The organism is Altererythrobacter lutimaris (genome assembly GCF_013371495.1).
GTDB classification, from domain to species: Bacteria; Pseudomonadota; Alphaproteobacteria; order Sphingomonadales; family Sphingomonadaceae; genus Erythrobacter; species Erythrobacter lutimaris_A.
In genome coordinates this window covers 2118072-2130959 of the sequence record NZ_JABWTA010000001.1, presented here as the reverse complement: position 1 = coordinate 2130959, position 12888 = coordinate 2118072, and the positions used below count along the sequence as shown (strand labels likewise).

The following is a 12888-nucleotide window of genomic DNA, read 5'->3' as shown; positions in this document are numbered from 1 at the left end:
CGCCGCGTTAGGCTGGTCGGAAGTCGAGCGCCAATCCGTTGATGCAATGGCGCTTGCCCGTTGGCTTCGGTCCATCGCCGAAGATATGGCCCAAATGCCCGCCGCAGTCCGCGCAATGCACTTCCGTGCGCGGATAACCGATCTTGTAATCGGTGCTTGTCGCGACTGCGCCTTTGTCGATCGGCTCCCAGAAGCTCGGCCAGCCAGTGCCGCTGTCATATTTGGTTTTCGATGAATAGAGCGCATTCCCGCAGCCTGCACACACGAATGTGCCAGCCCGTTTCTCGTCATTCAGTGGCGAGGTGTAGGGCGGCTCTGTGCCCGCTTCGCGCAGGATACGGTATTCGGAACGCGTGAGACGCTTGCGCCATTCCGCATCGCTGAGCGACACGGGAAAAGTCTTCGCTTGCGCTTCCGATACGCCGCACGATGCAAGCACCGGTAGCGATGCAGTGAGACCCAGGCCAGCCAGCACACTGCGCCGGCCTACAGTCCAAGAGTTTTTGTGTTCCATATCCCTATATACGTCGCAAAACCGCGAAAGGTTTCACTTCGCACTGGCAGCCCGGTCGCTCAGAATTCAGTGATTTCGACTTCCAGCTTGCGGAAGCCATGCACGAAATTCGCGCGCACCCGCTCGATGTCGCCCGCGACATGCACGCGCATGCGGCGCTTGTGCAGTTCTTCGAGCAGGACGCGCAATTGCAGCTCAGCAAGCCGCGCGCCGACGCAGCGGTGGATGCCGTATCCAAATGCGATGTGACGTCGGGCATTCTCCCGCTCGATATCGAGCTTGTCCGGGTTTTCGAAGACCTCTTCGTCCCGGTTCGCTGAGAGGTACCAAAGCACGACTTTGTCGCCCGCCTTGATTGTCTGACCGAACACTTCGGTGTCTTCTGTGCAGGTCCGGCGCATATGCGCGAGCGGCGTCTGCATGCGCAGGATTTCCTGCACGGCATTCGGAATGAGCTCGGGCTTTTGCTCGAATAATTTGCGCTGATCGGGGTTCTTGTCGAGCTGGTAGATGATGCCGCTCATCGAATTGCGAGTGGTGTCATTGCCGCCGACAATCAGGAGGACCAGATTGCCCATGAATTCTTCAGGACGCATCTGGTTCATCGCATCGGAATGGATCATCATCGAAATGAGATCATCGCCCGGCTCCTTGTCATGCGTGCGCTCGACCCACAGCGACTGGAAATAGGCCGCCATTTCATGGAGCATGCCCCAGCGCATTTCATCAAGTTCGCGCACTGTCGCGAGTTCGGTATCGCCTGACCAGTCAGACCAGAAAGTCAGCAGTCGGCGATCTTCCCACGGGAAGCCGAACAGGATTGCGAGCATGCCCGTGGTTAGCTCGATGGAGACCTTGTCGACCCAGTCGAACACTTCTCCGCGCGGCAATGTGTCTAGCAGCTCGCCTGTGCGCTGGCGGATCTCGCCTTCCATTTCGGCCATGCCGCTCGGAGTGAATTTGGGAGCAACTGTCCGGCGCTGGCCGGTATGTTGCGGCCGGTCCATAGCGATGAACATCGGCAGCTCACGGCGATCGACACCGCTTTCTGCGATTTCTTCTTCGCTCAAACGGTTGAGGATTGTGATCCCGCCATGTTCCCAGCTGGAAGAGAAGGTATCCGGAAGCGCTTCGATATGCTGGATCGCCTTGTGGCCGACCACTGCCCAGTAAGGGCCGAACGGGCTGTCCGGTATATAATGCAGCGGTCCTGCCTCGCGCATTTCCTTGAAGATCGGCTGCCACGTGTTCTCGTAATAGATATCGCTGCGGCTCACATCCCACTTGTGCGTGTGCTCGGGCCGTTCTTCGGGATGCTTCGCGAAGTATTCCTTCAGCGCTTCATAGGCGGTCGGCGAAGTACGGCATTCTGGGCGCTGCGGGGCAAGGGTGGCCATTCTCTTCTCTCCCGTGGTGGCGACTCCGCGGTCGCACGATCTCACTCGGGAGGTAGTCTCTGCGTTATTGACAGCCTTGTCAATATCAGTTGCCAAAGCGAACCTATTTGTACGTTTACGACGTTTTCGTGAGCAAGCAGGACCTATTCGGCTGGCTGCACGGTCCGCTTGGGAAGCAAGCGTTCGCGCCAGCTCTTTTTCACTTTCGCATGGCCACCGCCGCCCGATTTAAGCACGCGCTTGCGGAACAGCGTAGAGCCCAATTTGATGAACAGCGCGACCCAGATTGCCTGATAGACCAGTGCCGCAAAATGCGGCCAGATCAGATCGCTCCGCGCTGCCATGGCTGTCATCGCATAAGGCGAGCTGAACGGGAACAGGATCGCAATCATCTCCAGCAGCGACCACCCGCCCACGATGGCGATTTGCGTAAAGAAGAAGATGAACAGCTGCAGCATTGTCACCGGCATGGAAAGGGTCTGCACTTCGCGCACCGTTGATGCGAGTGCGCCGATCGCGAGGAAGATCGACCCGATCAGCAGATAGCCCATCGAGAAATTGAGGATGAACAACAGGATGAAAAGCGGCCATCCAACGCCAGGTTCAGCAAGCCCCATGATGAGCTGTTTGATCCCGCCAAAATCACCTGCAAACAGGATCACGACGCCTAGCGCTGACGCCCAGACTGCGATCCCGACAAGCGAGACCGCAAGCATGGCGAACAGCTTGCCGAAGAAGACCGCTTGCATGGGCAAAGCCGCCGCGAGGATTTCAATGATCTTGTTGGCTTTCTCTTCAACGAGATTGGAAAGCACCATGCCTGCCAGCAGCATGGTCAACAGGAACAGCAAAGTGATCGCGATCTGAGCTGTGTTGCGGCGCTGGGTTTTGGTCTTCGCGCCGCTGACATTGTTGATCGCCGTCTGCAGCGATGGATAGTCAACTGTCGTCTCATTGCGCGCCATGGATAGCTGCACAGCGAGGATCCCTCGCCACGCATCCACCCGCGCCTGCGTGCCAGTGAGGACAGGGTTCTCCAATGTACCTGTAAGGGTCGCTCCGGTCTTGCCGCTTGGGTCAGCCAGCAAGGCTTCAATGTCTATCGGATCCGCGCCTTTTGCAGGATCATAAATCGTGAAATGCGGGAGTGCATAATATCCCACCTCCTTCTCAAGCCGCTCGTGCGCGTCGATCAATTGTTTGATGTCTTCGCTCGGCATTTGCAGCGCGATGCGCGTTTCATTGCCGCGCTCCACGGCGGCCGCGCCAATTCCGCCGGACATTGCGAACACGACAGCCGGGAACAGGGGGCCAAGCAGAAAGAACAGGAAGCTGCGGCTGAACAGGATGGCTAGAAAATCGCGACGGGCGATCACCCAGGCCGCCTCGAGCCTGGACAGACGCGACTTTTCGCTTGGATCGATATGAACGGCGTCAGTCATCAGCTTGCCTCCGCCATAATGTCCGCTTCCATCGCACGTGCTGCCGCTTCACCCGCAATATGGACGAAAGCATCGTGCAGACCTGCGCGCTCGATAGAAAGCGAGAGAATGCCCGCATCGCCCTCGATCAGCGTGCGCAGCAATGGTTCGATGCCGCTTTCAGGCAGCGGGAAATAGAAGAAGTCGCCTTCGCGGCGCGTGTCGCTTGGCAAGGCTTCCATCCATCCGCCCTCGCGGGCGCGTGTTTCCAGGCGGACTTGCGCAGGAATGCGGTCGCGCGCTGCTTCTACGCTACCAGCATAAGGGACTTTGCCGCCTGCAATAATCGCGACCCCTTCGCACAAGCGTTCTGCGTGATGGATCACATGCGTTGAGAAAATGACTGTCACGCCATCGTCAGCCAGCGCGCGGATCATTGTCTCCAGCTTGCCCTGATTGATTGCATCGAGGCCGCTGAACGGCTCGTCGAGCACAACAAGGCGCGGCTGATGCACCAGTGTGCCGAGCAATTGCACGGTTTGCGCCATGCCTTTGGATAGCTGGCGAATGGTGCGCTCTGCCGCATGCGCGAGATCATGGCGCTCCAGCAATTCGCGCCCGCGCTTCTTGCCTTCATCAAGCGGCAGGCCGCGAAGCGCGCCCATAAAGGCAATCGCATCGATGGCTTTCATCGTCGGATACAGCCCGCGCTCTTCCGGCAGATAGCCGATCAGGCGGGCAATATCATGCGGATGATCATGCCCGAAAATGCGGCGCACGCCTGCATCCGGGTCGATAATGCCGAGCAGCATGCGCAAGGTCGTGGTCTTGCCCGCGCCATTAGGGCCCAGCACGCCGTAGATCGCGCCTTGGCGCACTTCCAGGTCGACGCCGTCCACCGCGAGCGTTCCGTCAAAGCGTTTGACGAGCCCGCGCGCTTCAATCGCGATGGGTCTGCCGTCTTCGGGCTGAGCGACATCGGGCGAATTGCCTGATTCGTTTTGTTGGCTTACCGCAAGGTCCATGCCGCGCTGATTAACCCTGCGGACTAAACGGGAGCAACCCCAAGCATGGTTAACGCCGCGCTAAATGTTGACTTGAAATCTCAGCTTGAAGCTGAGGCCGAGCGGCTGGGTTTTGTCGCTTTCGGAGTGACAAGCGCCGCTGAGGACCCCGTTCGAGCGGCGAGGCTGACGAGCTGGCTTGAAGCGGGCTATCACGGATCGATGGGCTGGATGGAAGAGCGCGAGGTCCATCGCCGGTCGCCGCAGGGACTTTGGCCCGAAGCGCAAAGCGTTGTCGCGCTCGGGATGAGCTATGCACCCGCGCTTGATCCAATGGCACTGGAAGACCATCCGGAGCGCGCGCGCATTTCCGTCTATGCGCAAGGGAAGGACTATCACGACACCGTCAAGAAGCGGCTGAAAGCGTTGGCGCGCTGGCTGATCGACCAAGCGCCCGATAGCGAGCTTAAAGTCTTTGTCGACACAGCCCCGGTGATGGAGAAACCGTTGGGGCAGATGGCAGGGCTTGGCTGGCAGGGTAAGCATACCAATCTGGTCAGCCGCGAACATGGCAGCTGGCTGTTTCTCGGCGCGATTTATACGACTCTGAACCTTGAGGCCGATGCGCCGCACACAGACCGCTGCGGCTCATGCGATGCGTGCCAGGTCGCTTGTCCGACGGATGCGTTTCCTGCGCCTTACAGACTCGATGCGCGGCGCTGCATTTCCTATCTCACGATCGAGCATAAAGGCCCGATTGACGAGGAACTGCGCGAAGGGCTCGGCAACCGGATCTATGGCTGCGATGATTGTCTCGCCGTGTGTCCGTGGAACAAGTTTGCTGAGACAGCCGCACGGCATCGCGATTTTCTGCCGCGGGCTGAACTGGTCGCGCCGAGGCTTTCGCATTTGCTCGCGCTTGATGATGCGGGCTTTCGCAAGCTGTTTGCAGGCTCCCCGATCAAGCGGATCGGCCGCGACCGGTTCGTGCGCAATTGCCTGTACGCAGCGGGGAACAGCGCGGATTTGCGGCTGCTTGCGTCGGTGGAAGGCTTGCTCGGCGATGCTGATCCAGTCGTGGCAGAGGCCGCTCGATGGGCGCTGGACCGGCTGCAAGCCTCTGCGCAGCCGGCTTAGTTTTCGAACCCGCCTGTGTGTGAGCCGAGGCCAGGTGCGCCGCGTGGCTCGTCAGGCTCCCAACCGGAAAACCGCGTCGGCTCGCGCAGCTCGAACATGGCCCCTTCGCTTGGATGTGTGCGGCGCTGGAGAAAGCCGGAGCTGCACAAATGCGGGTCGCTATACATCTCCGCCATATCGCGCACGGGCATCGCGGGAATGGAATGCTCGCGCATGATGGCGATCACTTCGTCGGTAACTTTACTCGCGGTCAGTTCGCCGATCTTGCGATAGAGTTCCGCGCTTGCTGCTATAATCCCTTGCGGCGTTTCGAAGCGCTCTTGCTGCGCAAATTCCGGAGCGCCGAGAATCGCAATGACTTTGAGGAAATGCGGCAATTGGTAGGGCACGATTGAGACGTAGCCATCCTGTGTCGGGAAAGGCTGGCGGTCGGGATCGACTTGCCGCGCATAACACGCGTCGCCGACGGGCGGATCGAACATCGTGCCGCCCATATGCTCTTTCATCATGAAGCCGGAAAATGCCTCGAACATCGGCACTTCGAGTAACTGGCCTTTGCCGGTGCGCAGCTTGTGAATGAGTGCGGCCATGCTCGCATAGGCGGCGTGCAGCCCGGCGACCTTGTCCGCGATAAGCGAAGGCAGATAACGCGGCGCGGGATTGCCATCGACCCGCGGGAGCAGACTGGCGGATCCGCTTGCGGCCTGGATCACGTCATCATAGGCCTGAAGCCCTTCGTAAGGCCCGCCTAATCCGAATCCGACGCAGTGGACATAGACGATTTCAGGATTAGCCGCTTTCGCGCTGGCATAGTCAAAGCCAAGCCGCGTGATCGCTTCCTCGCGTACATTGTGAATGAAGACATCGGCTTCAGCCAGAAGCTCGGCAAAGCGCTTCTTGTCTGCTTCGTCCTTCAAATCGAGCACAAGCGAGCGCTTGCCGCGATTAAAGGCGAGATAGGCTGGCGCCATGCCTTTCGTTCTTGCGGGCCGCGCTGAATGCCGCAGCACGTCGCCGCCGGGCGCTTCGACCTTGATCACTTCCGCGCCGAAATCTGCGAGGATTTGCGTGCAGTATGGGCCGAAAACGACAGTCGTCAGGTCCAGCACCTTGAGCCCGTCGAGCATCGGCTTGCCGTCACCAGCTTCCATTACGCAATGCAGCCCTTCACTCTGACTTGATGTAGATCAGCTCTTTGAGCGGGACCTCGGGATTGGCGAGCAGCTCCGGGTCGATTTCCTGCGGGCCGCTTTCGAGAAGCCTGCGGCCTTGGACATAGTCTTTGACGGTGTTGACGCAGTCAAACGCGACGGGCCTGCCTTCTTTAAGATAGACCAGCGTGAATTTGCGGCTGGCCGGATCGCCTCTCAGCACAGTCTGGTCATGGTCGAGGCTCAGTCCGGCCGTCTGCAGCTTCAGGTCATACTGGTTTGACCAGAACCACGGCAATGCGTGATAGGGCTCTTTCTCGCCCATGATCGCGCGCGCGACGCAATTCGCCATGTCAATGGCGTTCTGGACCGATTCCAAGCGGATCACAGCGCGATCGGCAAAATCGTTCGCATGGGCTGCGCAGTCGCCAATCGCATAGACATCATCGAGCGTCGTGCGGCAGAACTCGTCGACATCCACACCATTGGAGCCCGCCGCTCCAGCTGCAATCAGCGGGCCGACCGAAGGCACGATCCCGATCCCCACGATTACCATGTCGCAAGGAATTGAGGTGCCATCCGCAAGCCTTACGCTTGAGACATGATCGTCTGTGCCTTCGAGCGCTTCGACCTGTGTATCCAGCCGCACATCCACACCGTGATTGCGGTGCTCTTCTTCATAAAAGCGGCTCAATTCTTCGCCTGCCACGCGCGCCAACACACGCGGTAGCGCCTCCAGCAAAGTGACGTCGCAATCGAGCTTGCGCAGCACCGCGGCAGCTTCCAATCCGATATAGCCGCCGCCAATCACAACGACTTTCTTAGGGCCGTCAGACAGCGCCTGCACGATCGCATCGACATCGCGACGGCTGCGCACGCAGTGGACGCTCTTGAGGTTCGCACCCGAGCAGGAGAGGCGCCGTGCATCGCCGCCGCCCGCCCAGATCAGCTTGCGATAGCCGATGCGGTTGCCATCGGAGAGCACAACCGCGTGTCCAAGCCGGTCGATCTCCGCGACCGGGCTGCTGAGCCGCAGATCGACATCCTTGTCTGCCCAGAACTTTTCAGGCCGGATGAGAATGCGTTCGAACGGCTTGTCGCCGGCAAGATATTCCTTGGACAACGGCGGACGCTCGTAAGGCGGCTCGCTCTCGCGGCCGAGCATGATGATTGAGCCTTCATGCCCTTGCTGGCGCAGCGCAATTGCCGCTTGCGCCCCGCCATGGCCGGTCCCCACAATGACTACATCAGCGTGATCCATGCGCGCTTGCGTCGTCGCAAATGCGCGCGAGGTCAAGCCCTGCACGCGCTCTTGCAGCCCCTACCGCTCCAGCAGATTGCGCGCCTGGCTGGCGATCTGTGCGAGTGCAACCGGCGACACCGGCGACTGATCCTGAGCGCGCGAAATCATTGTGCGGAACTGCGCGATAGCGTCCTCGTTTTGCTCTGCCCATTTGTCCACTGCAGCTTGGGGGTCGTTCTTGTTCGATTTCTTACGCAAGACGCGTCGCAGGAATTCAAGCCGCATCTGCTGGAAATCGCGCGCTAGCCCGCTGACAAGCGGCCGCTCCCAAATATCGGACGGGTTCATCATTGCAGCCGTGCTTTGCGCCCAGCCAAGGCCCAGCTTCTCGCCGGCGTTCGTGAAGGCCGAGGTGAGCTCTTCCGGATCAATCTTTGCTTCAAATGCGAGGTGAGCAAGACCGGTCGAACCATCCATATCGAACAGTGTCGCAACTGCACTGGCGAGCTTTGCCGGAGCGCCCGCTTCCTGCAATTCCTCGCATAGAGCGATGGACTGTTTGCGCGCTGCCCCTGAAATCAAGCGGTCAGTTGCGCCGGACAAGGTCCGAATGCCAGAGCCAAGATCACGTGCGAGCTCTTCAATCTCGATCTTGCCGCCGGTCGTGCGCAGCACGTCTGACATGAGGTTGGCGCTTGCTGCCGCCAAGCGATCGAGCAAGCGTAGCCGTGCCACTTCCGGCATGTCCTGCTCTTCAATCGCGGCCCACATGTCTGGCAGATCGAACAGCGTTTCCACCGCAACGAAGCTTGCTGCGACTTGCGAAAGGTCAACGCCTTCTTCTTCAGCCAGCTCGAACGGGTGAATGATGCCGAGCCGGTTGATGATGCGGTTCGCAAGCTTGGTCGCAATGATCTCGCTGCGCAGCTGGTGGTTCTCAATCTGCTTCGCAAAATCCTCGCGCATGGGCGCAGGGAAGCCCTCGACTAGAGTTGACTGGAGGGTCTTTGCCCCGGGCAAGCGGCTGTCTTCAATCGCGTCCTGCAAGACGAGTTTAGTGGACGACAACAGCACAGCAAGCTCTGGTCTGGTCAGGCCCAGGCCGTCTGCTGCCCGGCGGCTCAGAGTCTGATTGTCTGCAAGCCCTTCTGTCTTGCGATCCAGCACGCCGCGACGTTCCAACGCTTCGATCAGCTGGATTTGCGAATCCATCGCGCGCGCGCCGCCTGCTTCAGCCACCGATAAAGAGAGCGCTTGCAAGCGGTTATCCTCCAGCACGATGTCCGCGACATCGTCTGTCATTTCTTCCAGCAAGGCGATGCGGCGTTTTTCCGTGAGCTTGCCGGACCTGCGCGCATCCGCGAGCGCGATCTTGATGTTCACTTCATTGTCCGAGCAATCGACTCCCGCCGAATTGTCGATGAAGTCGGTATTGCAGCGTCCGCCGGCTTTGCTGAATTCTATCCGGCCGGCTTGCGTAATGCCAAGATTGGCGCCTTCGCCGATCACTTTCGCGCGAAGCTCTGTTGCGTCCACGCGCAATGGGTCATTGCCGGGATCGCCAACGCTCGCATTGTTCTCGGAAGAAGACTTGATGTAAGTTCCAATCCCGCCAAACCAGATCAGGTCGACCGGGCTCCTCAGGACTGCGCTAATGAGCGCTTCAGGTTCCCATTCCTTTTGATCCACATCGAGCGCTTGCTGCGCTTGCTTTGACAGCTTGATCGTTTTCGCATCGCGCGGGAATACGCCGCCGCCTTTGGAAATGAGGTCCTTGTTGTAATCGTCCCAGCTCGATCCGGAGAGCTCGAACATGCGCTTGCGCTCTTTCCAGCTCTTTGCCGGATCAGGATCGGGATCGATGAAGATATGCCGGTGGTCGAAGGCCGCGACCAGCTTGATCGCTTTCGAAAGCAGCATACCGTTGCCGAACACATCGCCTGACATGTCGCCGCAGCCAGCGACGCGCACGCTGTCTTCCTGGACATCCACGCCTTGCTCAAGGAAGTGGCGCTGCACGCTGACCCATGCCCCGCGCGCGGTGATGCCCATGGCCTTGTGGTCATAGCCATTCGAGCCGCCGCTCGCGAACGCATCGCCGAGCCAGAAGTCGGCTTTTTCGGCAATACCATTGGCAACGTCAGAAAAGCGCGCGGTGCCTTTGTCTGCAGCAACGACGAAATACGGATCTTCACCATCGCGGATAACCACCCGGTCCGGATGGATGACCTTGTTGCCTTTAAGATTGTCCGTGACGGACAGCAGCGTGCGGATGAAGACTTCGTAGCTTGCCTGGCCTTCAGCGGCCCAGGCTTCACGATCACGCGATGGCGAGGGCAATTGCTTGGGGTAGAAGCCGCCTTTTGCACCCGTTGGTACGATTACAGCGTTCTTGACCCGCTGCGCTTTCATCAGGCCAAGGATTTCCGTGCGGAAGTCATCGCGCCGGTCTGACCAACGCAAGCCCCCGCGTGCGATAGGCCCTGCGCGCAAATGAATGCCTTCCACGCGGCGCGAATAGACAAAGATCTCGCGCCAGGGGATGGGCTTGGGCAGGTTGGGGACCAGGCTGGAATCGATCTTGAAAGCGAGCGCTTCGCTTGCAGCTGGCGAAAAGATATTTGTGCGCAGGATCGCGCCGATCAATGCCTCATAGAGCCTCAGCAAACGGTCATCATTGATAGCATGAACTCTTGCGAGGCCGCGCCTGATCATGTCTTTCGCTTCACTCGCTGCTGCATCGCGATCACCTTTGAAGCCGGGCTCATGAAGCGCGCGGAGCAAGTCGACCATTGCGCGTGTGACGGCCTGCGCACCGCTCAACGCATCTACCACTGTGTAGATCGTGAAGCTGATCCCGGCTTGGCGCAAATAGCGATAGAAAGCGCGCATCCAGTCCGCTTCTTTAGAGGAAAGGCCGGTGCCTACCACCAGCCGATTGAACGGATCGTCTTCCGCTTCGCCATTGAGAACGCATGTGATGGCTTGCTCGATCGTCTCTGCCCGTTCGAGCAGCGGCCTTGCTTCATCGCCATCCGGCAAAGCCAGACGGAAATCGTGGATCGTGCCGAGCGTGTCTCCTTCAAGCTGCGTCGGCAGTTCGGTCAGCACGCGGAAGCCAAAATTCTCAAGCGCGGGCACTGCATCAGACAGCGCGAGAGCGCCCTCCTGCAGATAGACTTTCAAGCGCAGCTCATCATCCGGATCGCCATCGAGATGGTAGAGCCTGCAATCGCGTTTCGCGCCATCAGAACCGCTGAGACCCCGCAAGCGCTGGATATCGACCGCGGCTTCAGCCGGACCATATTCGCTGCGATAATTGCTCGGCAAAGCGCTGGCATAGCGCGTGGCGATCGCTGCGGCGCGGCCTGCCTCTTCGGTCTCGGCCAAATGGCGTTCAACCGCTTCGCTCCAGCCGCGCAGCATGTCTTGCAACCGCGCTTCCAGCGCGCTCCCGTCGAGCGGGGTTTTGCCGGACGAAGAGCGGCTCGCGCGAATGTCCAACACGAAGCGCAGCATCGCAAGATTGCCGCCTTCGACTTCGAGGCTCCAATCGAGCAGGTCGACGCCTTGGCTCTCTGTCAGCATGTCCTGGATCTGATGACGCACTTGTGTGGCCAGCATGTCGCGCGGCATCCAGACGAACGCAAACACGTGCCGTGCGAGCGGAGCTTCGACGAGCGTCAGACGCGGTCTTGGACGGTCGACCAGCCCCATCATGGTGGTCGCGACGCGCGCCACATCCTTGGCGGAAAAGCCGACCAGCAAATCATGCGGCAAAGTGGTCAGCGCGTGGACCAGAGCCTTGCCGTCATGGCTGGTCGCAGCAAAGCCGAGCGTGCTGGTCAATTGGTCCAAAGTCGCGCGCAACAGCGGGACTTCGGCTGGCGGTGTCGCGAGCGCAGCGCTGGTCCAGACACCGGCGTGGACGGAAAGTGCAGTGACTTTGCCTTTTTCGCGCAGGGGGACAATGAACAGGTCGAGCGGGACGCGGCGGTGGACGCGCGATACCTGATTGGCTTTGACGACAAGCAGCTCTCGCGGCGATTTTGCGCTGCTGTCATCGAACCAAGCGAAGGCGCGCTTATAGCTGTCATCGGACAGCAGGTTCTTCGCACTCTTGCGGCATACGCCCAGCACTTTGGCATGGCTGCCGTCGCGCTTGCGCGTGACATGGCCCAATTGCGTTAGCATGCCTGAATTGAACCACTGAAGCAGCGAGGCTTGCTCGTCATCGCTTACGAGCTCTGCGTCTTCGCGCATCGCTTCTTGCAGCTTTGGCCAGTCCGCAACGGCCGCGCGCACATCAGCCAGCGTTTGCCGCAGTTCTTTTTCCAAAGCGCGCCGCTCGCGTGCATCGACCCGCTCGGTTTCGATGTAGATCATCGACTCGCGAGCGCTCTTGTCAGTCGCGCCATTGCCGAGGCCCGACAGCTGAGTCAGCCGCCCCTTCGGTCCGCGCTGAGCCGCAATAATCGGATGCACCAGCCGGTCGATCGCCAATCCCTGCGAGGCAATCGCGGCCGCAACAGAATCAACCAGGAACGGCATGTCGTCATTGACGACCGCGACGCGGCCGAAGCGGCGCTCATCGCTCGCGCTTGCAATGCTGAGTGCGCTGCGATCGGCATCGCGCGTGGCGGCTGTATCCAGCACAAATCGCGCAGCTTCTTTGAGCGGCTTGCCGCTAAACGGCGTATCGCCCGGCAATAGCGAAGCGCGCATCGCGCGCGCCAAAGCATCGACGTGTTGGTCCTGATTGGTCTTGGAGGCCATGTCCTGCTCCTGCCCCTGCTGGGTGCGCGCAATTATATTGTCTTTGGTCGCACGAATAATTCGTAAATACGCTTACCCTTCATCGCCCGCAAGCGCGATTTTTTTGAGCGAACGCCCGCTTTTGCTGCGCACTGTCTAAAACGGAAAGGCGCTGTGCGGATTGGCTCTTTCCCTTCCGGCAACGCCGCATGGCGCGCGGTCCTCGGTCGTGACGGGTCTTACGCCCACGGTCACAACCCAGCCGG

General features: G+C 59.8%; 8 protein-coding genes. 1 reads left to right on the top strand and 7 read right to left on the bottom strand.

Annotated elements, in window-relative coordinates:
* Positions 1 to 7: 7 nt before the first annotated feature.
* The 4 genes from msrB to HUO12_RS10240 form a co-directional block, all read right to left on the bottom strand.
* Positions 8 to 514 carry a peptide-methionine (R)-S-oxide reductase MsrB gene (gene msrB, locus HUO12_RS10255; protein ID WP_176273515.1) on the bottom strand — a complete coding sequence of 169 codons (507 nt, stop codon included), beginning with the start codon at positions 512 to 514 and terminating at the stop codon, positions 8 to 10.
* Between the two features lie 59 nt (positions 515 to 573).
* A complete protein-coding gene (locus HUO12_RS10250) occupies positions 574 to 1911 on the bottom strand; it encodes a cytochrome P450 (RefSeq protein WP_176273514.1) in 1338 nt (445 codons plus the stop codon).
* Positions 1912 to 2054: 143 nt separating this feature from the next.
* On the bottom strand, positions 2055 to 3353 hold the full coding sequence (locus tag HUO12_RS10245) for an ABC transporter permease (protein ID WP_176273513.1): 1299 nt from the start codon (positions 3351 to 3353) through the stop codon (positions 2055 to 2057).
* Complete coding sequence (locus HUO12_RS10240; RefSeq protein ID WP_176273512.1) at positions 3353 to 4357, bottom strand: ABC transporter ATP-binding protein; 1005 nt, start codon at positions 4355 to 4357, stop codon at positions 3353 to 3355. The genes HUO12_RS10245 and HUO12_RS10240 overlap by 1 nt, the downstream gene beginning before the upstream one ends.
* Positions 4358 to 4402: 45 nt before the next feature.
* On the opposite strand from HUO12_RS10240, the gene queG reads away from it, so the two are divergent.
* Positions 4403 to 5473: a tRNA epoxyqueuosine(34) reductase QueG gene (gene queG / locus HUO12_RS10235; protein ID WP_176273510.1), complete on the top strand. Its 1071-nt coding sequence runs from the start codon at positions 4403 to 4405 to the stop codon at positions 5471 to 5473.
* On the opposite strand, the gene HUO12_RS10230 is transcribed toward queG, so the two are convergent.
* The 3 genes from HUO12_RS10230 to HUO12_RS10220 are packed head-to-tail and all read right to left on the bottom strand — an operon-like array spanning position 5470 to position 12643.
* Positions 5470 to 6624, bottom strand: coding sequence for a CaiB/BaiF CoA transferase family protein (locus tag HUO12_RS10230; RefSeq protein WP_176273508.1), 1155 nt, complete (start codon positions 6622 to 6624; stop codon positions 5470 to 5472). The two genes, queG and HUO12_RS10230, sit on opposite strands and share 4 nt — an antisense overlap.
* A 16-nt stretch (positions 6625 to 6640) precedes the next feature.
* Positions 6641 to 7885 (bottom strand): NAD(P)/FAD-dependent oxidoreductase, encoded by a 1245-nt coding sequence (locus HUO12_RS10225; protein ID WP_176273506.1) that lies wholly within the window; start codon positions 7883 to 7885, stop codon positions 6641 to 6643.
* Between the two features lie 60 nt (positions 7886 to 7945).
* Complete coding sequence (locus tag HUO12_RS10220) at positions 7946 to 12643, bottom strand: NAD-glutamate dehydrogenase (protein WP_176273504.1); 4698 nt, start codon at positions 12641 to 12643, stop codon at positions 7946 to 7948.
* Between the last annotated feature and the right edge of the window lie 245 nt (positions 12644 to 12888).